Origin of the sequence: Paenibacillus sonchi (genome assembly GCF_016772475.1) — a bacterium.
Taxonomy (GTDB): Bacteria; Bacillota; Bacilli; order Paenibacillales; family Paenibacillaceae; genus Paenibacillus_AQ; species Paenibacillus_AQ sonchi.
The window spans coordinates 5,715,851-5,740,589 of sequence record NZ_CP068595.1 but is presented as its reverse complement, the minus strand read 5'-3'; the positions used below and the strand labels follow the sequence as shown (position 1 = coordinate 5,740,589).

Sequence of the window (24,739 nt, the reverse complement as noted above, 5' to 3'; positions counted from 1 at the left end):
GATAGCGTTTTATTAGTTTTGTAATTCATATTATAGATTATATCTATGAGAATATTCAATTTCTATTATGTTTTTTATCCTTCGTTTTACATACTTAAGACTTTTCCCTGACGAACGGGCTCTAGAATAAGAAATGTCAGATGTGACACGGACACCGTCTGATGCTTCCAAAGGTGAGTTTTGTACGAAGAGATTACATGTAGCAGACACTCACAAAACATAGCATTGCTAAGCAGGGATAGCATACAGCTGTCACTACAGCACATGTTATACAAAACACTCAGGAGGAGACAAAAAAATGCAATTTAGAAAAACGTGGGTCATGGCTTTGGCATTAACAAGTGTAGTAGCACTTTCGGCATGCGGCAGCAGCAACGGAGGAAACAATGCAGCAACCAATAATGGGGGAACTAACGCAACCGCCACAACCGCACCAACAGAAACAAGCAGCGGCGCAGATTTGAGCGGATCTATTCTGGCTTCAGGCTCCACAGCACTTCAGCCGCTGGTTGAGCAGGTAGCTGAGAAATTCATGGAAACCAACAAAGATGTAGACATTCAGGTGCAAGGCGGAGGCAGCGGTACGGGTCTGACTCAGGTCGCCGAAAAGCAAGTGGATATCGGGAACTCCGATGTGTTTGCTGAAGAAAAGCTGAAGGATGCTGATGCGGAAAAAGCGAAAGCTCTCGTTGACCACCAGGTAGCGGTTGTAGCGATTGCAGCAGTTTCTCATCCGGATGCAGGTGTGGATTCTTTGACCAAACAACAGCTTGTCGACATCTTCACCGGCAAAGTAACGAACTGGAAAGAGGTTGGCGGTAAGGACCAAAAAATCCAGATCATCAACCGTCCAAGCAGCTCCGGCACACGTGCTACCTTTGAAGGCTTTGCGCTCGGAACCAAGACAGAAGATCTTCAAGGTTCGATCCAGGAGGACTCCTCCGGTACAGTTAAGAAAATGATCGGCGAAACTCCGGGAGCTATTGGTTATCTGGCATTGTCTTACTTGGACGATTCAGTTAAAACACTGAAATATGACGGCGTTGAACCTTCCGTTGATAACGTAATCTCCGGCAAATATCCGGTATGGGCATACGAGCATATGTACACTAACGGCGAGCCGAATGAAATTGTAAAAGCATTCCTCGATTATATCATGACCCCTGAAGTGCAAACAGGCGATGTAGTGGAACTGGGATACATCCCGGCTTCGCAAATGCAGGTTTCCCGTGATGTGGCAGGAACGGTTACTAAGAAGTAATCGAATACACACATTAAAAGGTAACATCCATTAGAACTTCATGTGAACAGAGGCGGATTTCTTCTGCCTCTCTTTTCACTTTAGAAAGAGGGAGCAGCTTGAGGGTAGAACCAAAGAAAAACAAGATCGAAAAACATCATCTGGAAGATTTTGTAGGGCGGGCTTATATGTCCTTTTGTGTACTGCTGTTAATCGTAATTATTGTTTCAATGGTGTATTTTGTAGCTTCCAAGGGTATTTCTACTTTCACCAGCGGAGATGTCAAAATCACGGAATTCCTGTTCGGCACCAAATGGTCGCCTGAAGGGGACGCGCCTTCATATGGAGCATTCCCGTTCATCGCCGGTTCCTTCCTGGTTACGCTGATTGCGGCATTGATTGCAAGTCCGCTAAGCATCTGTGCCGCATTGTTCATGACTGAGATTGTCCCAGGCTGGGGCAAAAAGCTGCTGCAGCCGGTCATTGAGCTGCTGTCGGGCATTCCGTCCGTCGTATATGGCTTCGTGGGCTTAAGCGTCATCGTTCCTTTTCTGCGTAATACGTTCCCTGGTCAGGGCATCGGGGTTGCTGCAGGCGCGCTTGTCCTGTCGGTTATGATCCTGCCGACGATTACAAGCGTGGCTGCAGACGCGCTGGCTTCATTGCCGCAAAACCTGAAAGAATCTTCTTTTGCGCTCGGTGCCACCCGCTGGCAGACGATTGCCCGCGTGATTCTCCCGACTACATTCCCGGCGATTATGACGGGGGTGGTACTGGGGATGGCCCGTGCGTTCGGTGAAGCCCTTGCTGTACAAATGGTGATCGGGAATGCGCCTTTCGTACCGAAATCGCTCTTTGAATCTGCTTCGACCCTGACCAGTGTAATTACACTGAGCATGGGCAACACCACGATGGGCTCACCGCAAAATAACGCGCTGTGGAGTATGGCGCTGGTTCTTATGCTGATGACATTTGTCTTTGTCCTCCTCGTAAGAATGCTTGAAAGGAGAAATAAAATTTGAAGCCGAGAACCGCAGACAAAATTGCCACAGCGCTTATCGTATTTTTTGCATTGCTCATAGTAGCCATCCTGATCGGACTGCTTGGATACATTCTCGTTCGTGGCCTGAACCACATCAGCTGGGATTTCTTAACCTCGGCACCTCAAAAGATCCGCGCAGGAGGGGGCGTAGGACCGCAGCTGTTCAATTCCATCTACCTGCTGGTGCTGACACTGATCATTACCGTCCCGCTTGGCCTTGGCGCCGGAATCTTCATGGCGGAATATGCCCGCCCCGGCAAGCTGACCAACTTCATCCGTCTAATCGTGGAGGTATTGTCTTCTTTTCCTTCGATCGTTGTCGGCTTGTTCGGTCTCTTGCTGATCGTTAACACGTTTGACCTTGGTTTCTCCCTGGTCTCCGGCGCATTGGCGCTGACCTTCTTCAACCTGCCGCTAATGGTTCGAATTACGGAGCAGGCCTTCCGTACAGTTCCCAAGCAACAGAAGGAGGCAGGTTTTGCCCTTGGGTTATCCAAGTGGAAGATCGTAACCAATGTGCTGTTTCCGGTCGCACTGCCGACCATTATCACCGGAACCATCCTGTCGGCGGGGCGTGTCTTTGGTGAAGCGGCAGCGCTGATGTTCACCGCAGGTATGAGCAGTCCGCGTCTGGATTTCTCCAATTGGAATCCGTCCAGCCCGACTTCACCGCTCAATCCTTTCCGTCCGGCCGAAACGCTGGCTGTGCACATTTGGAAGATCAACAGTGAAGGCCTGGCCCCGGATGCCGCACAGATTGCAGCCGGAGCTTCGGCTGTACTCGTCATTACGGTGCTTATATTCAATCTGGCGGCGCGTTACTTCGGCCGCGTAATTTACCGCAAGCTTACAGCTTCCAAAAGAATGAGCTAAAAGCAAGTATACGATGGACTATTAGGAGGAGTACAATATGGGTATAGCGGAACCGGTGGTGCGGGAATCCTTTCAAACGGAGGATTTGAGCATATTTTACGGGACATATGAGGCAGTTAAGGGGATTAGCCTTCCCTTTGCACAGAATACAGTTACAGCACTGATCGGCCCTTCAGGCTGCGGCAAATCGACCTTTCTCCGCTCGTTGAACCGGATGAACGATGAAATCTCCGGATCGACAACGAAGGGAAGCATCTGGATCGACGGTGTGGACATCAATGCTCCCGGCACGGATGTCATCAAGCTTCGTCAAAAAATCGGCATGGTCTGGCAGAAGCCCAATCCGTTTTATAAGTCGATTTACGACAATATCGCGTTTGGTCCCAAATATCACGGCATCAAAGGCAAAGCGGCTTTGGATGAAATCGTGGAGAGCAGTCTGCGCCGCGCCGCGCTGTGGGACGAAGTTAAGGACCGGCTGAAGGATTCGGCGCTCGCCTTGTCCGGCGGGCAGCAGCAGCGTCTCTGCATTGCCCGTGCCTTGTCGGTTAATCCGCAGATTCTTCTGCTGGACGAACCCGCTTCTGCGCTCGACCCGGTATCTACCGGCAAAGTGGAAGAATTGATTAAGGAGCTGAAGGAGGAACTGCGGATCGTTATTGTGACGCACAATATGCAGCAGGCCGCGCGGATCTCTGATTTTACAGCTTACTTCTATCTGGGTTCACTTGTGGAGTATGACAAAACAGAAAAGGTATTCAGCAATCCCGAGAATCAAATGACCCAAGAATATATTATGGGCCGCTTCGGCTGATTACAGGATTTATCAGAAACAGGTAAAGCTCCTACATGGTAAGGAGCTTTACCTGTTTTTTATATTGTATGGGAAATTATACAGTGTAAAAAAATGTGGATATATTGGAAGCCTCACAGGATATAAGCGATGCAGAAGGATGGGGCTCCATCCGGGGACTGAAGCGGACCGAGGAGCCCTTATTTTGCCAAAAACCTTACTTTTTCAGCAGTTACGGACTTAGGAGCCGTTATTTCGTTCGATGTAGCCTGAAATAAAGGGGAAAGGGACAAATAAAGGCATCTCAGTCCGTATAACTTACTGAACCGTCTGAATCGGCAAAATAAAGGCTCTCCTGTCCGCGACGGCTGGCGGATAATACAATGATCCGTCTTCAGTATGCCCCCGTTGATTTTGAAGTAGTTGGGAATCCCTGCGGCCATAAGCCTCGGGTTGCTATTCCCGTCAGGGTGGTTGGACGAATTTGTAACGAGCAACGGCAGAAATACCGTTGTTGGGGCGGTGAAGGCCGAGTTCTGAGGGGGTAGCCGGTCTAGATATCCTAATTCCAGCCAGCATTCGCTTACCGGCGTCTTCGTCAGGCGGTGATAGTTGGAAAAAGGGAACTTATTTTTCCGAAAATCAAGAAATCCTGAGAGTGAAGTGGAAAAAGTAAACCTAATCACCCATGGCCTGGCGGCCACCGTCGGTCATGAAAATCAGGTGAAGTCAGAGTGTATATTTGGTAAAATTGTGCCGTGGATCAGAGGTCGATTCAATATTGGTGAAACATCCCGAAACCTAATCTGACCCACTGCAACGACGAGGATCGCCGAGTGTTGCCACGAGCACGTGTATAAAATTTTATCTCTTTAGGTTGCATGATCCACGCATACTTTTGGCTTGGAGGTAGGGAATATGGATGCCATTCGTGAACGTTGTGCCGGGTTGGATATTCATCAGGAGACAGTGGTGGTTTGTCTGCTGAGTGGCCCCCTGGAGAAGAGACCCAGGTCGGTGACCGAGACGTTTGGAACCACAACCCGTGAGCTTTTGAGATTACAGGAGTGGCTGGAGCAGCAGGGATGTACCGAGATTGCCATGGAAAGTACAGGGGTCTTTTGGAAACCCGTATGGAACATTCTGGAGAGCACCTGTACGATCACGCTGGCCAACCCGCATCGTATCCGCAATATGCCCGGGAAGAAGACTGACGTCAAGGATGCCGAGTGGATCGCCAAGCTCCACCGTTGTGGCTTGATTGAGGGAAGCTTTGTCCCGGACGAGCCCATCCGCGATTTGCGTGACCTTACCCGGTATCTGCGCAAACTTAAGCAAAACGCGACGCAAGAAAAGAACCGGATTCACAAAATTCTACAAGATGCCAACATTAAACTGACCACGTATGTCTCCGATCTTTTTGGCGTTTCCGGGCGTGCGCTACTGGACTCGATGGTGAATGGCGAAGTGCTGGATGTGCATGAGATCCGCAAGCTGGTTCATACCCGGCTGAAGATGAAGGTGCCTTCCCTTGTGGAGGCATTGAACGGCCGACTGCGCCTGCATCACCGGAAGATGATCCGGCGTCATTTGGAACATTTGCAGTATCTGGAGAGTGAAATCCAGACGTTGGAAGCTGAAATTGAGGAACTGGTGCAGCCATACATGAAGGAAATTGAACTGCTGGATACCGTTCCAGGCGTGAGCACCGATGCGGCGGCGAGCATCGTGGCGGAACTGGGTACCGACATGTCTCCTTTTCCAAGCGAAGCCCACCTGGCCTCTTGGGTGGGGGTGTGTCCAGCCAACCATGAGAGTGCCGGTAAAAAAAAAGTAAAAAGAACAAACGCGGGAACCGAGGTCTGAAAGCCGTACTCGTCCAGTGTGCTTGGGCGGCGAGTAAGTCCAAGAATAACCGGCTTTCCGCCATGTACAGTCGGATCGTGAAACGGGCAGGAAAACAGAAAGCCATCATCGCATTAGCCCATGCGATGATCCGAATCATGTATGTGATGCTTCGGGATAAAGTCCCCTATACAGAGCTCGGGACGGAATATCTGAACACCCCAGAGCAGACCGCAAACTACCTGATTAAAAAACTTCAAAAGCTAGGCTACCAAGTGGAACTGACGCCTACCACATGATAACCACTTTTTAAAAAAATGAAGTTCCGATTTAGGGAATCTTTAAAGCGAAACTCACTTTCGAGCTGTGAAGCGGAAAAGTTATTTTCGTATAAATTTTGAACGGGATGTAATCATGGAGATTTGGGGATATGCAGGGATCCTGGTCCCACAGGAAGAGCCCCGGAAGGGGCGCGGTGGGGGTGGCGATTATAACTCCGTTGCCAACTGATTATTTCTGTTTCAACAAGCTGAGTATTGTCTCGATCACCAGCTCCGGCTGGTCATGAATTATCATATGGCCGCTTTTTTCGGCAATAGTGAGCTTACTGTCAGTAGAGAGCTGCAGCATGCTGCGCTGTCCGGCCTGCCAAATTGCTTCAAGCTGCTTGCCGCCCGCTTCGGAGAATCCGAATGAAGCATAGTCCTGCGGAAGCCCCCGGGCAATGATGCGTACCGGAAGAGCGCCGAAGTTTTGCCCGCGGATCGCATCCTCGGTGGAGCTGGCCAAGTTTCCTTCTTGCTCCTTGGCGGCAAAATAGCTTGGTGTAGAAATGACGTTAATGAATTTGCCCCGGTCTTCCTTCGCTACCATACCTTCCAGCAGGCTGTCCTGGAACAACCGCATAACTCCAGAGCGCTTCAGAATGGTGAGGATGGCAGCGGATGGATTCCCGGCGAATTTCTCTGCCTTCAGAATGGCTGCCGTCTCCCGTTCATCATTCTCCGGTCTGGCATCAACCAGTACTAGACCCATGACGTCATCCCTGTAAGTCTGAGTAAAGAGACGGGCATACATTCCGCCCAGGGAGTGGCCTACAACCAGATAAGGGCCGGGTAATCCTTCGTTCATAAGTGCGTTATGCAGCTCACGGACGATATTAGCGCCGGTGCGTTCGCTAGGGGATGACTCGCTCCAGGCATAACCAGCCCGGTCATAACTGACCACAGTAGCGGACTTAGCCAGCTGATCAGGGATATCTCTCCAAGATAAGCTGGTCTCACCGCTTCCCGATTCGAGAATGATGGTGGGACTCCCGGCACCCTGTTTATGGATATGCAGTTTGAAGCCCCCTGCATCTACCAGTTTTCCTGGCGGTGGATATTGCTTTTTGGCGGCATTTGAGGCTATAGCTTCGTACAGAAATCCTGATCCAATAAGGAGGATTATGGCTGACAAAACAATTAGCAGCAGCTTTTTCCATTTTCGTTTTGATGATTTTTTCTCAGATTTGACTTGGTTCATGATACAGCATGTCTCCTTTATTTAATACAAGTGTATTATATAAAATGTATGATAACACGTTATGATTGGAAAGAGTAGTACTTAAAATAACAATGAATCCAATATATGGATTATTATCGCGAGGCGGGAATAACAATCCTTAAAAATCTTAAGTTGAATAGGGAATACTTGAAAAACTAATGTGATTAGTTTATATTAAAACTAATGATATTAGTTTTGGAGGGATCCCTATGAGATTGATACAAGAAGGCCATTTGCTGCAGCTTACCTGGATGCCAAGATTATTTCCCGTAAATTGTTACCTCGTTGAAGAAAAAGACGGACTGACATTGATCGATGCGGCTATGTCATTCAGTGTGCAAGGAATTCTGAATACGGCGGCCAAGCTGAATAAGCCCATTAACCGCATTATACTGACACATGCCCATGGTGATCATGTCGGAGCGCTGGATGAACTGAAGCAGCGGCTTCCTTCAGCCCAGGTATACATTTCGGAACGGGATGCGGCATTGCTTCGAGGGGATCTTTCCCTGAGAGAGGGCGAGCCGCAGACACCCATTAAAGGCAGTGTGCCAACCAAAATCACCACTGTACCGGATATCCTGCTGCAGGAAGGCGATACGGTAGGCTCCTTAACAGCGATCGCTACGCCAGGGCATACACCGGGTTCGATGTCTTTTCTGGATGAGCGTACAGGAGCGCTAATTGCCGGAGATGCTTTGCAGACTTTCCGTAGAACAGCTGTCGCGGGGACTGTAGTGCCGTTTTTTCCTTTCCCCGCTATGGCTACCTGGAATAAGGCCAGTGCCTTGGAAAGTGCGGTTAAGCTTCTCAAGCTGTCACCGAAGGTGCTTGCTGTGGGACATGGCAATCTGCTGCATGCCCCAATTGAACACATGAAATACGCGATAGAGCAAGCCGGACAGCTTCAGAAGAAAGCGGGGAATTGAAAATGTCGCCACGAGCAGGGTTGGACACACACACATTAGTGCTGGCAGCTGCAGAAATTGCCGATGAGCAAGGCATTGAAGAAGTAACCCTGGCTGCGCTCGCAGCCAGACTAGGCGTCCGCTCACCGTCGTTATATAATCACATTAATGGTCTTCAGGGGCTGCGCTCGTTGCTTGCCGTACACGGTCTTGAGCTGCTGAATGCAGCAATAGCCGCCGCCTCGGAGGGGCTGAAGGGAGATGCAGCAATACATGCCATGGGACAGGCCTATGTGGATTTTGCCAGGAAACATCCGGGGCTGTATGAAACTACGCTGCGGGCACCGGAGGAAGGCAATTCAGAGCTAGTGAGGGCAAGCGAACAGGTGCTGTCCTCAATTATTAGGCTGTTGTCGTGTTATGAGCTGGATGCAGAAGGTGAATTGCATGCGGTCCGGGGTCTGCGCAGCTTGCTGCACGGATTCGCTGCCTTGGAGAATAAGGGGGGGTTCGGGATGCCTTTGGATACGAATATCAGCTTGAACTGGCTGATCAGCACCTTCATTGCCGGCATCCGCAGCATGAGTTCAAGCACCTGAACTGGGCAGTAGAGGATCAAGAATATAAACCGCAGGAGGGAAAGTTGATGAGCAGCATGGAAGAGCACGGGATGGTAACGACTTATGAAGAAATGAAAGAGGTGATTGACCAATTGGGCATTGTCCCGCTGGCTGCACTGATACCTGGGCATCCGTCTGTGAACGGATTGACCAAAGCCGAGAACTGGCATACCGATACAGAGCTTGACCCCTGGGCCTGGCGTGCCCGGTTTCCCGGTGAAGGTCTGGCTGCGTACGGGAAATTTATCCGCAAAAAAGCGGTCCTGGTCGCCAGAGAATGGTTCCCGGCTTATGCGGCTGCTGCGGGCAGTTCACAATCCTTGGAGGAACGCTACGATAGTGGACTCTGCAGCAGAGAAGCACTAACCTTGCTTCAGATCATCCGTGATAATCAAGGCATTGAGACACGTGAACTACGTAAGCTGGCTGACATGAAGGCGAAGGAGAAGAAAACTGCTTTTGACAATGCGGTAACGGAACTGCAAGGCACTCTGGATATTGTGATCTCAGGAGTGAAGGAACGCCATAATGCCGAGGGAGAGAAAAACGGCTGGAACAGCACCTCATTTGAAACCGCCGGCCACTGGATGGCAGAGAATCATATTCCGGAATTTAAGGGAACGAGAGATGAGGCCGTGGCGTGGCTGCGCAACCGGATGGAAGGGAAATGGAATCCTGCGTCTGTAAGCTGGCTGGGCAAAGTTTTATCCTGGTAAGCTGCACCGGTTTTGCCATCCCCAATAAGACGGAATAACGAATAAACGGCTGAACCGTACCCGTAAGAGTAGGCGTCAGCCGTAAGCGCTTTCGAGAGTATATATCATTGAATGAGCCTCTTACAACATGGGGGCCAGGTAGGCAATCAGAAAATACAGAAATCCGAACAGCAGCATGATATAGGCCGTATACTTGATGGCATTGGAAGCGGCGATGCTGGAGTCGGTAGGGGCATCGGTTTCTTTACGATCCGGTTTAACTGTGTCCAGGTCGTGGGAGAATGATTCTTTCATCGGAATAACCTCCTTGTAAATAGAATCCTTAACTGTATTGTGACATATTTGTGAATGAAATTCAACAATATTGTGAATTAATTATGAACAAATCTTCAAATTTGGGCTATTAATTTACAGAATTATAGCTATATAGCCAAAAAAACACCCTGAGACGCTCTTTTTTAAGAGAATCTATAGGGTGTTTAGTGTATTAATGCAATTTGTCAAGCTATCAAGATGGTAAAAGTTAAGCCCAGTTTCCGTTGCGGAAAATAGGTTCGGCTAGGCCTTCATCCGTAATCCCGTCGATATTCATATCCGCGGAGCCCATCATGAAATCCACGTGGGTCAGGCTTTGATTCATCCCGTGCTCGGCAAGCTGTTCTTTGGTCATCGCCGTACCTTGCTCCAGAGTGAAAGCGTAAGCTGCTCCCAGAGCCAGGTGACAGGAAGCATTCTCATCATAAAGAGTAGTGAAGTACAGAATGCCGCTTTCCGAGATCGGAGAGTGGTAGGGAACGAGGGCGACTTCCCCAAAATAAGCAGAACCTTCGTCCATCGCCAGCAGAGATGCTAGCGCATCCTGGCCCACTTCTGCAGTGAAATCCGTAACTTTCCCATTCTCCAGGGTAAGGGTGAAACGGTCAATGATGTTGCCGCTATAGCTTAGCGGTTTCGTGCTGCTCACTGTACCGTTTGCACCTGTCTTAAGCGGTGCCGTGAAGACCTCTTCGGTTGGGATATTAGCCAGAAAAGGTACTCCGCGTCCGTTCACAGCCCCCGCTTGACACCAAATATGGCCTTCCGGCAGCTCAAGCATGAGATCAGTGCCTGGTGCGGTATAGTGGAGCTTGCGGTATTTTTTCGCATTCAAAATATCACAGCGCTGCTTCAGACCGGCCAGGTGGAGGCTCCAGGCTTCAACCGGATTCTCCTGGTCTGCTCTGACAGCCTTGAAGATGGCATCCCACAGCAGTTCTACCTGCTGTTCTGGCGGAGTGTCCGGGAATACCTTGGCCGCCCACACAGGCGAGGGGTAGGCTACCAGGCTCCAACTGACATGGTTGCCCATCAGCAGTTCCCGGTATGGCATCATAGCTTGACCGGCTGTGCGCTGATTATCGGCAATACGTACGGGATCGATCCCGTTCAGCAGATCCGGATTAGTCGAAATGACCGACAGGAAGGCTGCTCCGTTTTTAGCCAGGTCCTCCAGCTCGTCGGCTTGCCATTTTGGCGGTTCGAGGAAGCTTTCGGACGGCGCCAGCTCGTAACGTGTGCGGGTGACAAGTTCATCCGTATAATTCACCTTAACCAGCTTTGCACCGGCTTCATAGGCTTTGCGTACTACCAGCCGCACCAGTTCTGCCGAAGCTATATCAGCGTTGACCACAAGGGTCTGTCCAGGCTGAATATTAATTCCGATTTTGACCGTCAGCAGTGCGTAATTCTCCAGCTTTTGCTTAAAACTCAGCATAGTACCACTCCTCTTAATATCTCTGTCCAGCCTGCTTTAGAACGCCCAGTTCCCCTTCAGGAATACAGGCTCTCTGGTGCCGTCAGCGGTGATACCGTAAATGTCCATCTCCGCTGAGCCGATCATAAAATCGACGTGGGTAACGCTTGTGTTCAGGCCATGGGCAATCAGTTCTTCCTTATTCATTTCTTTACCGCCTTCAAGACAGAAGGCATATGCTGTGCCAATGGCCAGATGGTTGGAGGCATTCTCATCAAACAAAGTATTGAAATACAGGATATTGGATTCCGAAATTGGAGATTTATGCGGGACAAGCGCCACTTCGCCGAGATATTTTGCACCTTCATCCAGCCCGATGAGATATTCCAGCGCCTCCTGGCCCTGTTCGGCTGCTACACTAACGATCCGGCCTTGTTCAAAAGTAATGGAGAAGCCGTCAATAATGTTCCCGCCGTAGCTAAGCGGCTTCGTGGCTCTGACCGTTCCGTTGACACCGGTTTTGAGTGGGGCAGTGAACACTTCTTCAGTTGGCATATTGGCGACAAAAGAATGGCCCTTGGCATTGATGCTGTCGCCTTGCGCCCACAAGTGTCCTTCAGGCAGCTCGATGCTAAGATCAGTACCGGGTGCTATGTAATGGAGGCTTTTATATTTCTTGGCGTTCAGGACATTGGCTTTTTGTTCAAGGGTATCCAAATGTTCCTGCCAGGCGGCTACAGGATCTTCGCGGTCCAAGCGTACGGTGTGGAAAATCGCTTCCCAAAGCTTGTCTATGCGTTCATCTGCCGGAACATCCGGGAATACCTTATCTGCCCAAGCCTGCGACGGAATGGCAACAATGCTCCAGCTGACTTTATCGGACATTTCCAGTTCACGGAATTTGGTCAAAGCTTCTCCGCGGGTTTTCTGGTAGTTCGCTATCCGCTCGGGATCGATGCCTTTGAGCGCGTCCGGGTCCTCGGCGATAACATGAAGGAAAGCTGCGCCATTCTCGGCGAACTCGGTTATTTCACCCGCAAACCAGGTAGGCGGCTTCGTGAACACTTCCGGCGCGGCATGCTCAAATTGCTGGCGGGTAATGAATTCGTCGCTCCAGTTGACCTTAACCTGGCTCGCGCCGATGGCATAGGCCTTGGCGGTAATGAGCCGCACAAATTCTGCAGCGGAAATAGGCGCGCTCACGATCAGGGTCTGTCCGGGTTGAACATTAACTCCGATTTGAACCGCCAAATCCGCATATTTACTAAGCTGTGCTTGCAGTTGGGGCATTAGAATTCCTCCATTTCAATTGATTTATTAAATTATTAACCGCCGGATGAAAAAAGTCAATTGGCTTGCCTACAGGTAGGGAAATGCTCATATCTCATGATATACTAAGAAATAGCCAGGATATGATGAAGGGAAGGACAGAACATGAACGTAGAAATTATAAAAGCAGAAATGAAACGCGAAGAGGATAGAAGCTTTATCGGGAGAACGGTTTTTACCCTTGAAAATCATAACTCCCCCTATGAAATCACATTTTTCAGCAAACGCGGTACGGAATGGGATTACAGCCTGAGTTTTGCCGGCGAGCCGGGGAGTGAGGAGCAGTTCCTGGAAACCGATTCGCTGCTGGAAAATGATGACGATGTCTACAATCTGCTGCTGGATGCTGCATTGGATACCCAAGAGCTTACGGAAGAGGTTGAGGAAGAGTAGAAAGATAAATGCGACCGTTTTTGGCAGGGATGCCGGAAAAGGGTCGCATTTTTGCTGTGAATATTTGTTACAGGAGTAGGGTGAAGCCGTTTTCCTCTTGTATCAGCCTATAGTAATGTTGCCTTCAGGATAGCGGTAAAGCTCTTTGCTGTTCTTCGGCTTGAGCGCGTAGGCCAGGGTCAGCGGCCCGGTACGGCCGACGAACATCAGGATAATCACAAGTACCTTGCCTATTGTGGTTAGATTAGGTGTCAACCCCATTGTGATGCCTGAGGTGCCGAAGGCAGAGACTGCTTCGAAGAGCACGGTGAGAAAATCGGCGCTTTCGGTGACCGACAGCAGCATCGTCGCGGACACCACAAGCATCAGCGAGAGCAGGGTCAGGGTTATCGCCCGGTACACATTTTCTTTGGAAATCCGGTGGCGGAACATGACGATGTCCTCCTTGCCCCGGATTTTGGTGTAGGCGGTAACGACCAGGATGGCGAAAGTGGTGATCTTGATTCCCCCTCCGGTTGAACCGGGAGCAGCGCCGATGAACATAAGCAGGATCATGAGGAACTGGGTTGATTCGCGCAGAAGCGGGATCTCAATGGTTGTAACACCGCCGGAGCGCGGGGTGATCGCTTGCAGGAAAGACGCCATGACTTTGCCTCCGGCATGCAGCGGCTTCAGGGTAGAATTCAGTTCAAGCCAGAAAAAGACCGCAGCCCCGCCCAGAATCAGAACGGCAGATGTTGAAAGCACGACTTTGGAATGCAGGGTTAAGCGTTTGCGTTTGGGATAGTCAATCAGATCCGACAATACAATAAAACCGATTCCGCCAAGGAAAATCAGCAGCATGGAAGTAATATTTACAATCGGGTCTTCGGCATACCGTGTGAGGCCGCTGAAGGGACCGTGTATATCTCCAAAAAGGTCAAAACCTGCATTGTTGAAGATCGAAATGCTATGAAATAGTCCGTAATACACCGCTTTGCCGAAAGACATATCCAAAGTGAATCTGGCGGCAAGGAGGATGGCTCCGCTGAGCTGGATGACCAGCGAATAAATAAGCACCCGCTGTATCAGCCGGACAATACCCTGCATCGAATTCTGGTTCATGGATTCCTGCAGCAGCAGCCGTTCCTTGAGTGAGATCCGCTTATTGAGCACAAGTGTAATCAAAGTAGCCATTGTAACGAAACCCAGACCGCCGAATTGAAACAATACCAGCAGCACGATCTGTCCGAATACAGTAAGCTGAGTTCCTGTATCTATGACTGCAAGCCCAGTCACACAGGTGGCTGAAGTCGCCATGAACAAAGCATCAATAAAAGAGATTCTCGCTCCGGTGGAAGCAGCAGGAAGGCATAAAAGAATCGTTCCGGCTGCAATCAGCACCATGAACCCCAAAGATAGTATTTTGGGTGGTGTCAGTTTTTGATGCGCGAAGGGTACAATAGCCAATTCTCATTCTCCTGACGTCTGAAGATAATCTGACAAGATTATACCATATCTTTTGATCTGTCCAATAAATAGGGAGGGAATTGACATATTTTATCGAAATGGTAAAGAGGCTCGATTATTTACAAGATATATAGAGGAGGCATACTGGCTGTGACAAGTCCGATTCTGAATCAGATTGGCGCTGTTTTTATTCCGGTTAGTGATATTGAAAGGTCGAAAAACTGGTATTGCCGTTTGCTGGGGCTTCCCCTTGACGGTGAGGTGCTGTTCGGACATCTATACGTGATTCCGATGCAAGGACCCGGCATTGTGCTGGACAGCAGAATTTTCACAGCGGCGGCTGTACTGAAGGTTCCGTCTTTCCATCTGAACACTGAGGATATTGATGCCGCCTATGATTTTGTCAAAGAATCCGGAGCGGAGCTGCTGACCGATATTGAGCATGACCACTGGTTCAACTTCAAGGACCCGGATGGGAATGTATTGATGATCTGCCGGTGTTAGACGATGTGGAAATTAATTAATGGAATTAACAATGTTATATAATTAATAACGTTAATAATGGCAGATTATTAATTGCATTAATTATAATAACGGGAGGGGTTTATTCAAAATTCAATGAGAAGTAGTCCCGGAGGGTGCCCCCTCCATTAGACATATTGAACAGGTAACATGAAGCAGGAGGATTAGCAATGAAAGTAACAATAAGGGAACTGGTGCCGGAGGACGCTGCTGACCTGCTCAGTCTGCAGTACCGCCTGGACGAAGAATCTGCGTTTATGTTGCTGGAGTCGGGTGAACGCCAGACAGGAATCAAGCAGGCAGAGGAAATGATCCGGAGCTTTGCGAGTGCCGAAAATTCCATGCTGATCGGAGCCGCAGCCAGCGGCCGATTAGCCGGGTTCCTCTCGGTCAGGGGCGGAAGTGCAAGGCGCAACAGGCATAGTGCGTATATTGTCACCGGCATCCTAAAGGAATTCCAGGGAATGGGGCTTGGCAGCGCTTTGTTCAAGGAATTGGAGAAATGGGCCAAAGAAACGGGGATCATTCGTCTGGAGCTTACTGTTATGGTCCATAATGACCGTGCTTTGGCGTTGTACACCAAAAACGGCTTTGAAATTGAAGGAACCAAGATCAAATCATTGATGGTCGAAGGCAAATGGGTAGATGAGTATTATATGAGCAGAATTTTCCCAGGCGAACCTGAGGTTATGTAATTCAAAAACAAAAGGCGCTCCAAATGCGGAGCGCCTTTTGTTCTATATATACGATTATTCCGGCAACGATTTCGAATCTTCAGATCCGGGCTGTGCAAGTTCAAACTCCACTCTGCGGATGCGGTGGCGGTTCATTTCGCGGACGGTAAGGGTCACATTTTCATGGGTTATACTTTTACCGATAGCGGGTTCTTCCAGATGACTGTACAGCCATCCACCGATTGTGGTCACTTCATCATCATGCAGATCAAAGCCTGTCAGCTCCTTGACTTCCAGGACGGAGACATTCCCGTCGAATAAATAATGGGAATCACTCAGCTTCTCGATATTGCGGCGTTCGTCTCCGTCAAACTCATCGCGGATTTCACCGACAATCTCTTCAAGGATGTCCTCGATGGTAATCAGGCCGGAGGTTCCGCCGTATTCATCAAGCAGCAGGGCGATATGCACACGCTCTTTCTGCATCCGTGTCAGCAGTGTTTTGACCGGAGTGACTTCGGATACAGTGAGGAGCGGCAGAATCAGGCTTTTGAAATCGAAATCCGGATTGTTGTCATATTGCAAATACAGCTGTTTGGTATTAATCATTCCGATAATATTGTCTTTACTGCCATCGGCAACCGGGAAGCGGGTGTACTGCTCCTTACGGATGATTTCCAGATTTTCTTTCAGAGAATGGTTGGTGAACAGGCATACCATATCCGTCCGCGGCACCATAATCTCCTTAGCCAGCATTTCATCAAAGGTGAAGATACGGTTCACATAGCCATATTCGGCTTTGTTGATTTTACCGCTCTCATAGCTCTCGGAGAGAATCAGGCGGATCTCATCTTCGCTGTGCGCATCTCCGTGCTCGCTTGCCGGCTTCATCCCGAACATGCGGACCAGCAGATTAGCGGAACCGTTCATCAGCCAAATCAGAGGGTACAAAATTTTGTAGAACCAAATAATCAGCGGTGAGGTAATCTGACCAATTTTCTCCGGAATATTGATAGCGGCCGTCTTCGGGGCAAGTTCACCGACTACGACATGCAGGAATGTGGCAATAATGAATGCCAAGGCAAAAGCAATAGGCTCACTCACACTGTGGCTGATATTCCCAAGGTCGAACAATGGAATCAGGAGCTGCTCAAAAGCCGGCTCCGCCAAGGCTCCAATCCCCAGTGCTGTAATGGTGATCCCCAGCTGGCAGGCAGACAAATAGCCGTCAAGGTTGGCTGCAACCCTTTGAACCGCCAGGGCGTTTTTTTTGCCCTCAAGCACCATCTGGCTAATCTGGCTGCCTCTCAGCCGTACCAATGCAAATTCCGTCGCTACAAAAAATGCGGTTAAAATGATCAAAATTGCCACAAGCGTCAAACTAAGTCCTATACCCATATAATCTTTACCATCCCTCTCATCGTTAAAATAGGTTATACTCATATTATGAGTTCACATGAACTCATTGTACGAACTTTTCAATAGAAAATCAAATGGCGAAGGGGTGCCATATATGGAAGCTTTTACACTCAGCCGGATCGAAATGTCCGAACTGCTGCTGTCCCTGAACAGTACTATTGAACGAAAGCCGCTGCATATCCTGCAGGATGCATGGTCAAAATTTCATTATGAAGAGGTGGAAAAGGGTGCTTCTCTCCCGGCTTTTCTGTCCACGGAGATTCCACCCATTCTGCAAAAGCTGATAAAAGGAAGCCCTGTAAAGGGGTTGTCGCTTGGAGAAATCGCCACCCTGGGCCACCTGATTGAGTATTCTACACTTTCTGCCACTTCTATGCAGAATTGGGTAAAACGCGACTTCAAAGAATATCTGGGCTCCCCCCGAGAAGGGAAAAAATATTCCGTCAATCAGGCTGCGCTTTTATTTATGATCGATGATCTGAAGGCTGCCCTCGATTTCGAGAGTATCCGCCAGCTGTTCCGGCTGCTCTTCCTGGCACCGGAGCGGGACGATGATGATCTAGTCGAACCCGCCCAGCTGTATCACGCATATGCAGAGTTGTTCGAAGAGATCAAGAGCAGTCCTGTGATGCCGGTTCAAGGACTCGCAGACCTCAGCGCACAGCAGATGTATTCATCAAGAGCTGATAAGGTGCTAAAGGTTTCGCTCGAAAATATGATGCAGCGTTTGAACCATCTGACCAGGTCCCAGCGGCATGCCGTGCGGAATATGCTGATGATTGCCGCCATCTCGGTACAGACCTGTTATTTCCAGGCTTTGGCCCGCCAATATTGCAATGCGGCGTTATTCCTTGATTTTTGAACCCCGCGACCATAAAATGTGTAAGTAAAACAGGCAATATAAACCAGGTTGGACAGCCGGAGTTAGGGAAGAGGTGCTTGATGTATGAATGATATTTCGCTGCTGCGGAATCCGAAGCAAAGAAAGCTGCTGTTCAGTGCAGGGCTTAGCTGGATGTTCGACGCGATGGATGTGGGAATGATTTCTTTTGTGGTAGCGGCGCTTGCCAAGGAATGGGGCCTCGGACCGGAAAGAATCGGATATTTGACCAGTATCAACTCCATAGGCATGGCTGTGGGCGCGGCGGCTGCAGGTATTCTGGCCGACCGTTTCGGCCGCAAATCGGTGCTGCTGTGGACGCTCCTGATCTTCTCGCTCGCCAGCGGATTATCGGCTTTTGCCGCCGGGTATGCCATGCTGTGTGTCCTGCGCTTTGTCGCCGGGTTCGGGCTTGGGGAGAGCTTCCCGTGGCCTCAACGCTGGTCTCGGAGAGCATGCCTGTCAAGGAAAGAGGCCGGGCGGTCGTGCTGCTGGAAAGCTTTTGGGCGGTCGGCTGGATCGCCTCGGCATTAATTGCTTATTTTGTGATTCCGGATTACGGCTGGAGAGTAGCGTTTGCTATCGGTGCGGTTCCTGCCCTGTATGCACTGTACCTGCGGCGGGCGATCGATGACTCTCCGAGATTCGCAGAAATCCGGAAGAAAGCGCCTGTGCCTTTGCGGAGCCGTATTGCCACGGTCTGGTCCGGGGAATACCGCCGGTCGACAATCATGCTCTGGATTTTGTGGTTTACGGTCGTTTTTTCTTATTACGGCATGTTTCTATGGCTGCCTACAGTAATGGTGATCAAAGGCTTCAGTCTTGTCAAAAGCTTTGAATACGTGCTGATCATGACGCTGGCACAACTCCCGGGCTACTTCACCGCCGCTTATTTCATTGAGAAATTCGGCCGCAAGTTTGTGCTGGTAATTTATCTGCTGCTCACAGCCGCCAGCGCTGCCTGGTTCGGGAACTCCACGACGGAGGGCATGCTGATGGCTGCCGGAATCTGCCTGTCGTTCTTCAATCTTGGGGCATGGGGCGGTATGTACGCTTATACACCGGAGCTGTATCCCACAGCTATCCGTTCAACGGGAGCCGGTCTTGCGACTTCTTTTGGCCGGATTGGCGGGATTATCGCACCTACGCTGGTAGGGGTCATGGTAGGCAACGCGGTAGGGATCGGCACGATATTCATGCTGTTTTTTGTGACGATTATTATCGGGGCTTTAGCCGTGCTGTTCTTAGGCAAAGAGACGAAAGGGCTTGAACTGGGTTAGAGATCATTCTCCACTTGAGGCTTGATGTTGGTCAGGCAAGAATGCTAATATTAGTAGTAGATTATAGACAGCGTTATTTCATACCGGAAGAACACAAACGGTTCCTTCACTTCTGTGAACAGGACCGTTTTTTCGTAAGATTGTAATCGGGGTGAGAGACTTGAGCAGAGACGGAAAAGAGCCGCATTTTACAGAGCTGGTGTGGGAGAGCACGGAGCAGAATCTGCCGATTCCTCCGCGTGCTTCGGCTGACCTCAAGGTTCCCAAGCCCCCGGCAGCCGCACCGAAGAAAAAAGCTCCTGAAGAAGCCACTGTACAGCTTCAGTTATGGGATATGGAGGAAACGCAGGAGCCGGTAACGACAACGGAGAGCGAGTTCGTGGTCCGGGCCAGGGAGTTAGTGGATCACAAAGAGACGGCATCGCTGTTTGTTCCTTTCAAAAGTTACTGGCCCACCTATGGTCACATGACCGGGGCGCAGAGCAGATGGTATTTCTTTTGGCGGGATGAGGTCAGACAGGGCAGATATCCAAAAACGGATCTGTCTTATATCTTTCTGCATGTCTATGAGCTGATCAACGGTGTAGGGTGGGACGAGCCTCAGGATGGATACCGGCAGCTGAATCTGTTATGGGAGGCCTACCGGGATCAATATAAAAGACTGGATCAATATCTGGGCGGCTGGATTGCGGATTTCTCCTTTGTCCATCATCTGGACGTTCCGCTGTCGGGGATTGTCGCCCGTTCACGCGGTCTTGCCGGTGATCTGGCTGAGCTTGAGCTGATGCGCTGCCTGACCGCTGCACCGGAGCAGCTGACTTTTGAAGTGCTGACCGTGATGTCGGATTACGATATCAGCAAGTCCAAATTCTATACCGGTGAAGGCAAAACGGCGGCGGAACGCTATATCCCGCAGGTAGTGGCGCTGATTGACGCTTATGTGGCCCGCAAGCACGGGTCCAATCTGATCGGCATGTTTCCCCCGGGTCCGGCGGTGGTCCGGGAGCGTTACCTGTTCCGCAGTGCGGTGTATGACATCTCATTGTATGGCTACTCCGTGCTAGTGCCTGTGGTGCGGATCAGCAAATCTCCTCCGCTGCGCAGTCTGATCACCCGCCTTTTCCGGCTGACCGAGAACAAGCTGCGGGAGCTGATGGGCTACCGGGGCAGATTGAAGGATATTAAGGTTGATGCAGATATGGAAGATTTGATCACCAGGTTCCTGCAGCGCGAATTCCGCAAAGCGGAGCAGCTGGAAAAGGGGCCGGCGGTTGTCATTGATGCTAAAAAGCTTGAACAGCTCCAGAACGATTCCGACATTGTGAGGACGCTGCTTACGGTTGAAGAAACCGGGGAAATAGAGGGACCGCCTGCCGGGGCAGAGGCTGACGGGGATAGCATGGGACGGACGCATATACCGGCGGCAGATGAGCCTGGTACGCAAGTTCAGCACGCTGATCCGGCGGGAGCTGAAGACGATGCAGCACCGTCAGCCGAGGTTGGGCATGAAGCTGTGAAGCTGTCTGCCGGTTCCGAAGCGGCTTCATTTGTGGAAGCAAGCGGCGTTGTGGCGGAGGCTCAGCAGGATTCCGGCAATAGCGCTGCTGCGCTATGGGATTCATTTGCAAATGCGTTGACTCCACTGGAGTGGGAGGCGGTTCATGCGCTGGCGGAAGGCAGGGGAATGGCAGCGGTACAGCATTTGGCTTCAGCAGGCGGAACAATGGCAGAGCTGTTATTCGACGGGATTAATGAGACTGCCATGAATCTGCTAGGTGATCTGCTTATAGATGAAGAAGAGTTGAACGGGGAATTTATGCCGATGCTGCAATACTTGGGTGGGGTGAATGATCGATGAGTGAGCTTAAAATACCAAAACGGATGACGACCGCGCTCGTGAACTCTCTGACTGCGGGAGTAGTGCCGCGTATTGGCCTGGAGCATATCGCGGTTGGCCGCAGGCCCGAGGTCGAGTCCATACTCCGGGATATGGAGAACATCGCGGAAGGCGGAGCTGCCTTCAAGCTGATCACCGGCAAATTCGGCAGCGGCAAAAGCTTCCTGCTGCAGATTATCCGCAACTATGCCATGGACCGGGATTTTGTGGTCGCGGATGCCGACCTGTCCCCGGAACGGCGGCTGGTTGGAACCAAAGGGCAGGGCCTGGCCACCTACCGGGAGCTGATGAGCCATCTCTCCACGCGCACACGCCCGGACGGCGGAGCGCTGGAGATGATCCTCCAGAAATGGATCATCAGTCTTCAGCAAGCCGTAATGCAGGAGAAAGGCTGCGGCCCTGACGATCCGCAGCTTGGACAAGAGGTGGAGCAGGGGATCTATTCGGTAGCTTCCGAAATGCGCGGGCTTGTGCACGGATTTGATTTTGCCAAGGTGCTGGCAACATACTGGAACGGCCACAAGCTTGCCGATGACGGGCTGAAGCAGGATGCCCTGCGCTGGCTGCGCGGGGAGTTCGCTACCCGCACCGAAGCGCGCAAGGCGCTGGGGTAGGGGTCATCATCGACGATGATAACTGGTACGATTATATGAAGCTATGGGCAGAGTTCATAGGGAGCATCGGCTATAAAGGGCTGCTGCTGTTTATTGATGAAGGCGTGAACCTGTATAAGATCACCAACAGCATCTCACGCCAGAGCAACTATGAGAAGCTGCTGACCATGTTCAATGATACGATGCAAGGCAAGGCGGAGCGGCTGGGGATCTTTATCGGCGGGACACCGCAGTTTGTCGAAGACAACCGGCGCGGTCTGTTCAGCTATGAAGCCCTGCGTTCACGGCTCGTCGCCGGTCGTTACGGCGGGACGGGGCTGAATAATTTTACCGGGCCGATTATAGCCCTGGAGATGCTCTCCCATGAGGAAATACTGGTGCTGCTGCAAAAGCTGCGGGATATCCATGCCCTTCATTACGGGTATGAAGCCAAACTGACACAGGAGCAGCTGGTGCATTTCATGGAGGAAGCTGTAGGCCGGCTGGGTGCAGATGAGCTGCTCACCGCGCGTGAGGTCGTGCGGGATTTCATGGACCTGCTGCACACCCTGCATCAGCATCCGGATATGTCGTTCGAGAAGCTTGTAGGCGAGCGGACGGCCAAGCCTGCCGAGGCAGAGACGAACGAGCTGGACGGATTCCTGGCGGAGTTTGATCTATGAGCAGCAATCCGTTTTACAGGCTGGCACCGTTTATCAAAGAGTTTATCTATAAGAACCGCTGGGAGACGCTGCGCGAAGCCCAGGTGGATGCCTGCCGGGTGCTGTTCGATACGCCGCATCATCTGCTCATTGCTTCCGGTACGGCATCCGGCAAGACAGAAGCTGCTTTCTTTCCGGCGCTTACCCAGCTGTACGAAGATCCGTCCGCCTCAGTGGGCATCCTCTACATTGCACCGCTTAAGGCGTTGATCAACGACCAGTTTACCCGGTTGAATGACCTGCTGCGCGAAGGGAACATTCCAGTCTGGCATTGGCATGGAGATGTGCCGCAGGCCGACAAGACAAAGCTGATGCAGAACCCCTCCGGCGTGCTGCAGATTACCCCGGAATCGCTGGAAGGGCTGCTGATGAACCGCCCCAATGCTATTCCGGCGCTGTTCCATGATCTTCGCTTCATTATAGTGGATGAAGTGCATGCCTTCATGGGAGCGGACCGCGGCATTCAGGTGCTTAGCCAGCTGGCGCGGATCTCGCGTATGGCCGGCTGCCATCCGCGTCGGATCGGACTGTCAGCCACGCTGAGCGACTACGCTTCCGTGACGGAATGGCTGGCCGCCGGCACCCGCGAGAGCGTGGAAGTCTCCGCACCGCAGGGCGGGCGCAAGCTGCGCCTCAGCGTGGAGCACTTTTCTTTCCCGGATGCACGGGACGAAGTGCAGGCCGAGCATCTGGAGCGGGCGCGGCAGGCGTATTATGGCTTCATCTATGACCATACGCATCTGAAGAAGGCGCTCATTTTCACCAACAGCCGCACGGATGCCGAGGAGGCAATTCTGGAGATGCGGCGGCTTGCTGCGAAGCGCGGGGAGCGCGACGTGTTCCATGTCCATCACGGCAGCATCTCCGCGATGCTGCGTGAAGAGACGGAGGCTGCGCTCCGTCAGGGACCCGGACCGGCGGTGGCCGCGGCCACGCTGACGCTGGAGCTGGGCATTGACCTGGGCGAGCTGGAGCGCGTGCTGCAGCTCGGTGCGCCTTACAGCTGCGCGAGCTTCGTGCAGCGGCTGGGGCGCTCCGGGCGGCGGGGCGACGCCGCTTCAGAGATGATCTTCGTCACGCCGGAGGAAGAGGACGAAGAAGCCCAGCTTCCCGCGCGGATGCCGTGGACGCTGCTGCGGGCTATCGCCGTCATCGAGCTCTACGTGCGCGAGAAGTGGGTCGAGCCGCTGGCTGTGCGCCAGCTTCCGGTGGGGCTGCTCTACCATCAGACGATGAGCATCCTGAAGAGTATGGGCGAAGCGGAGCCGGAGGATCTGAAGGCGGCCGTGCTGAGCCTCCCGTCGTTCAGCAGCATCGAGCCGGGCGATTATGATGCGTTCATGGAATATATGATCGGCATGGGCCATATTGAGTCCATGGATGAAGGCAGCCTGCTGGTTGGGCTGGCAGGGGAGAAGATCGTCAATAACTTCCGTTTCTATGCGGTCTTCAAAGACGACGAGGAACATGTGGTATATAATGGCACCGAAGAGATTGGTTCAATAACCACTGTCCCGCCGCCGGGGTACTGCTTCACTCTTGCAGGCAAGCTGTGGAAGGTCGAAGAGGTGGATAACCGCCATAAAGCCGTATATGTCAAAGGCTCGCGCGGCAAAGTAGATACCTTATGGCTGGGCGCAGGCGGGGATGTGCATACCCGTATTATGAACAAAATTCGTGAGGTGCTGGGAGCTACGGCACTATATCCCTATCTGGCGCCCAGCGCGGCAGCAAGGCTGGAACGTGCCCGCCGTCTGGCGAAGGAGAGCGGACTGCTCGAGCATTCGGTGCTTCCGGCCGGAGGCGATTCAATGTTCATTCTGCCCTGGGCCGGGAGCCGGCAGTTCCGGACGCTGGAACGGCTGCTGAAGAATAATCTCAAAGGCCCGCTGGGCCTGCGTTCTGTAACCCCCATGGAGCCTTATTATATGGTCGTTTCCGGGAAGACAGATGCAGAAACGCTGGAGCAGGAGATTATCGCCGAAGCCGCTGCTGTATCTGATCCGATTGCTCTCCTGGGACCGGATGAAGCGCCTTACCTTGGCAAATACGATGAATTCATCCCCCACGACCTGCTGCGCAAAGCCTTTTCCCTCGACGGCCTCGACGTTCCGGGGCTGGTAGAGGTGCTGAAGCAATGGGTGAGGGTGGATTAAGCAGACATGCTGAACACCAAGAAAGGCTGTCTATGCGGTATTGAGTAATTGAGGTACCAAAAAAGCCTGTCTGTGCGTATTGAGTCATTGCGAGAGCTCCCGATATCCGGG

At 51.4% G+C, this 24,739-nt stretch carries 21 protein-coding genes and 3 pseudogenes; 18 read left to right on the top strand and 6 right to left on the bottom strand.

The genetic code is table 11. From position 1 onward, the window contains the following. The first annotated feature begins 298 nt into the window (after window positions 1–298). The 7 genes and pseudogenes from JI735_RS25585 to JI735_RS36330 all read left to right on the top strand — a co-directional run bounded on the left by JI735_RS25585 (window position 299) and on the right by JI735_RS36330 (window position 6,092). Entirely contained in the window at window positions 299–1,261 is a 963-nt protein-coding gene (locus JI735_RS25585) for a phosphate ABC transporter substrate-binding protein (protein WP_039832452.1), read from the top strand. A 98-nt stretch (window positions 1,262–1,359) separates the two neighbouring features. Further along, window positions 1,360–2,262: a phosphate ABC transporter permease subunit PstC gene (pstC, locus tag JI735_RS25580; protein WP_020432274.1), complete on the top strand. Its 903-nt coding sequence runs from the start codon at window positions 1,360–1,362 to the stop codon at window positions 2,260–2,262. After that, entirely contained in the window at window positions 2,259–3,155 is an 897-nt protein-coding gene (pstA, locus tag JI735_RS25575) for a phosphate ABC transporter permease PstA (protein ID WP_020432276.1), read from the top strand. The genes pstC and pstA overlap by 4 nt, the downstream gene beginning before the upstream one ends. A gap of 37 nt (window positions 3,156–3,192) precedes the next feature. Beyond that, window positions 3,193–3,969, top strand: coding sequence for a phosphate ABC transporter ATP-binding protein PstB (gene pstB / locus JI735_RS25570; protein WP_020432278.1), 777 nt, complete (start codon window positions 3,193–3,195; stop codon window positions 3,967–3,969). 591 nt (window positions 3,970–4,560) lie between these two features. After that, window positions 4,561–4,758 (top strand): hypothetical protein, encoded by a 198-nt coding sequence (locus JI735_RS25565; protein ID WP_202676562.1) that lies wholly within the window; start codon window positions 4,561–4,563, stop codon window positions 4,756–4,758. A 108-nt stretch (window positions 4,759–4,866) separates the two neighbouring features. Then, window positions 4,867–5,822 (top strand): annotated as a pseudogene (locus JI735_RS25560) (IS110 family RNA-guided transposase); the annotation flags it as partial. A 54-nt stretch (window positions 5,823–5,876) separates the two neighbouring features. Beyond that, window positions 5,877–6,092 carry a hypothetical protein gene (locus JI735_RS36330; protein WP_233182827.1) on the top strand — a complete coding sequence of 72 codons (216 nt, stop codon included), beginning with the start codon at window positions 5,877–5,879 and terminating at the stop codon, window positions 6,090–6,092. A gap of 211 nt (window positions 6,093–6,303) precedes the next feature. Here JI735_RS36330 and JI735_RS25555 read toward each other — a convergent pair whose 3' ends face one another. Next, complete coding sequence (locus tag JI735_RS25555; RefSeq protein ID WP_051051984.1) at window positions 6,304–7,317, bottom strand: alpha/beta fold hydrolase; 1,014 nt, start codon at window positions 7,315–7,317, stop codon at window positions 6,304–6,306. Between the two features lie 230 nt (window positions 7,318–7,547). Here JI735_RS25555 and JI735_RS25550 point away from each other — a divergent pair, with 230 nt between their 5' ends. From JI735_RS25550 to JI735_RS25540, 3 genes are read left to right on the top strand one after another with little or no spacing between them, the layout of a single operon-like run. Beyond that, on the top strand, window positions 7,548–8,267 hold the full coding sequence (locus JI735_RS25550; RefSeq protein WP_039836812.1) for an MBL fold metallo-hydrolase: 720 nt from the start codon (window positions 7,548–7,550) through the stop codon (window positions 8,265–8,267). Window positions 8,268–8,269: 2 nt separating this feature from the next. Next, a complete protein-coding gene (locus tag JI735_RS25545; RefSeq protein ID WP_039836813.1) occupies window positions 8,270–8,845 on the top strand; it encodes a TetR/AcrR family transcriptional regulator in 576 nt (191 codons plus the stop codon). A 47-nt stretch (window positions 8,846–8,892) separates the two neighbouring features. Next, on the top strand, window positions 8,893–9,582 hold the full coding sequence (locus JI735_RS25540; protein WP_051051986.1) for an AlkZ-related protein: 690 nt from the start codon (window positions 8,893–8,895) through the stop codon (window positions 9,580–9,582). A gap of 120 nt (window positions 9,583–9,702) precedes the next feature. On the opposite strand, the gene JI735_RS25535 is transcribed toward JI735_RS25540, so the two are convergent. From JI735_RS25535 to JI735_RS25525, 3 genes are all read right to left on the bottom strand, one after another. Then, window positions 9,703–9,876, bottom strand: coding sequence for a hypothetical protein (locus tag JI735_RS25535; protein WP_020431079.1), 174 nt, complete (start codon window positions 9,874–9,876; stop codon window positions 9,703–9,705). Window positions 9,877–10,105: 229 nt separating this feature from the next. Then, window positions 10,106–11,335 carry an aminopeptidase gene (locus JI735_RS25530; RefSeq protein WP_039836814.1) on the bottom strand — a complete coding sequence of 410 codons (1,230 nt, stop codon included), beginning with the start codon at window positions 11,333–11,335 and terminating at the stop codon, window positions 10,106–10,108. 36 nt (window positions 11,336–11,371) lie between these two features. After that, entirely contained in the window at window positions 11,372–12,604 is a 1,233-nt protein-coding gene (locus tag JI735_RS25525) for an aminopeptidase (RefSeq protein ID WP_039836815.1), read from the bottom strand. A 144-nt stretch (window positions 12,605–12,748) separates the two neighbouring features. Between JI735_RS25525 and JI735_RS25520 the strand changes: the two genes are divergently transcribed. Next, on the top strand, window positions 12,749–13,036 hold the full coding sequence (locus JI735_RS25520; protein WP_039836816.1) for a hypothetical protein: 288 nt from the start codon (window positions 12,749–12,751) through the stop codon (window positions 13,034–13,036). Window positions 13,037–13,138: 102 nt separating this feature from the next. Here JI735_RS25520 and JI735_RS25515 read toward each other — a convergent pair whose 3' ends face one another. Next, complete coding sequence (locus JI735_RS25515) at window positions 13,139–14,422, bottom strand: TrkH family potassium uptake protein (RefSeq protein ID WP_051051987.1); 1,284 nt, start codon at window positions 14,420–14,422, stop codon at window positions 13,139–13,141. A gap of 213 nt (window positions 14,423–14,635) precedes the next feature. Between JI735_RS25515 and JI735_RS25510 the strand changes: the two genes are divergently transcribed. Beyond that, window positions 14,636–14,989 carry a VOC family protein gene (locus JI735_RS25510; RefSeq protein WP_039836818.1) on the top strand — a complete coding sequence of 118 codons (354 nt, stop codon included), beginning with the start codon at window positions 14,636–14,638 and terminating at the stop codon, window positions 14,987–14,989. Window positions 14,990–15,177: 188 nt separating this feature from the next. Further along, the gene (locus JI735_RS25505) at window positions 15,178–15,702 is read left to right on the top strand and encodes a GNAT family N-acetyltransferase (RefSeq protein ID WP_039836820.1); all 525 of its coding nucleotides are present in this window, start codon (window positions 15,178–15,180) and stop codon (window positions 15,700–15,702) included. A 54-nt stretch (window positions 15,703–15,756) separates the two neighbouring features. On the opposite strand, the gene JI735_RS25500 is transcribed toward JI735_RS25505, so the two are convergent. Then, window positions 15,757–17,079 (bottom strand): hemolysin family protein, encoded by a 1,323-nt coding sequence (locus tag JI735_RS25500; protein ID WP_039836822.1) that lies wholly within the window; start codon window positions 17,077–17,079, stop codon window positions 15,757–15,759. A 115-nt stretch (window positions 17,080–17,194) separates the two neighbouring features. Between JI735_RS25500 and JI735_RS25495 the strand changes: the two genes are divergently transcribed. The 5 genes and pseudogenes from JI735_RS25495 to JI735_RS25475 all read left to right on the top strand — a co-directional run bounded on the left by JI735_RS25495 (window position 17,195) and on the right by JI735_RS25475 (window position 24,628). Then, window positions 17,195–17,962: a DUF1836 domain-containing protein gene (locus tag JI735_RS25495; protein WP_039836823.1), complete on the top strand. Its 768-nt coding sequence runs from the start codon at window positions 17,195–17,197 to the stop codon at window positions 17,960–17,962. An 84-nt stretch (window positions 17,963–18,046) separates the two neighbouring features. Further along, window positions 18,047–19,260: pseudogene (locus JI735_RS25490) on the top strand (MFS transporter). Between the two features lie 160 nt (window positions 19,261–19,420). Then, window positions 19,421–21,118, top strand: a complete 1,698-nt coding sequence (locus tag JI735_RS25485) for a TerB N-terminal domain-containing protein (protein WP_039836826.1) — start codon at window positions 19,421–19,423, stop codon at window positions 21,116–21,118. Next, a pseudogene (locus tag JI735_RS25480) lies at window positions 21,115–22,433 on the top strand (ATP-binding protein). Before JI735_RS25485 ends, JI735_RS25480 begins: the two are co-directional and overlap by 4 nt. Continuing rightward, window positions 22,430–24,628: a DEAD/DEAH box helicase gene (locus JI735_RS25475; RefSeq protein ID WP_202676561.1), complete on the top strand. Its 2,199-nt coding sequence runs from the start codon at window positions 22,430–22,432 to the stop codon at window positions 24,626–24,628. The pseudogene JI735_RS25480 and the gene JI735_RS25475 overlap by 4 nt, the downstream one beginning before the upstream one ends. Window positions 24,629–24,739 lie beyond the last annotated feature (111 nt).

Coding starts and splice junctions, on each gene's coding strand:
- JI735_RS25585 (WP_039832452.1), top strand. CDS start 299: ATGCAATTTAGAAAAACGTGGGTCATGGCTTTGGCATTAACAAGTGTA.
- pstB (WP_020432278.1), top strand. CDS start 3,193: ATGGGTATAGCGGAACCGGTGGTGCGGGAATCCTTTCAAACGGAGGAT.
- JI735_RS36330 (WP_233182827.1), top strand. CDS start 5,877: ATGTACAGTCGGATCGTGAAACGGGCAGGAAAACAGAAAGCCATCATC.
- JI735_RS25555 (WP_051051984.1), bottom strand. CDS start 7,317: ATGAACCAAGTCAAATCTGAGAAAAAATCATCAAAACGAAAATGGAAA.
- JI735_RS25550 (WP_039836812.1), top strand. CDS start 7,548: ATGAGATTGATACAAGAAGGCCATTTGCTGCAGCTTACCTGGATGCCA.
- JI735_RS25545 (WP_039836813.1), top strand. CDS start 8,270: ATGTCGCCACGAGCAGGGTTGGACACACACACATTAGTGCTGGCAGCT.
- JI735_RS25540 (WP_051051986.1), top strand. CDS start 8,893: ATGAGCAGCATGGAAGAGCACGGGATGGTAACGACTTATGAAGAAATG.
- JI735_RS25535 (WP_020431079.1), bottom strand. CDS start 9,876: ATGAAAGAATCATTCTCCCACGACCTGGACACAGTTAAACCGGATCGT.
- JI735_RS25530 (WP_039836814.1), bottom strand. CDS start 11,335: ATGCTGAGTTTTAAGCAAAAGCTGGAGAATTACGCACTGCTGACGGTC.
- JI735_RS25525 (WP_039836815.1), bottom strand. CDS start 12,604: ATGCCCCAACTGCAAGCACAGCTTAGTAAATATGCGGATTTGGCGGTT.
- JI735_RS25520 (WP_039836816.1), top strand. CDS start 12,749: ATGAACGTAGAAATTATAAAAGCAGAAATGAAACGCGAAGAGGATAGA.
- JI735_RS25515 (WP_051051987.1), bottom strand. CDS start 14,422: ATGGTGCTGATTGCAGCCGGAACGATTCTTTTATGCCTTCCTGCTGCT.
- JI735_RS25505 (WP_039836820.1), top strand. CDS start 15,178: ATGAAAGTAACAATAAGGGAACTGGTGCCGGAGGACGCTGCTGACCTG.
- JI735_RS25500 (WP_039836822.1), bottom strand. CDS start 17,079: ATGGGTATAGGACTTAGTTTGACGCTTGTGGCAATTTTGATCATTTTA.
- JI735_RS25495 (WP_039836823.1), top strand. CDS start 17,195: ATGGAAGCTTTTACACTCAGCCGGATCGAAATGTCCGAACTGCTGCTG.
- JI735_RS25475 (WP_202676561.1), top strand. CDS start 22,430: ATGAGCAGCAATCCGTTTTACAGGCTGGCACCGTTTATCAAAGAGTTT.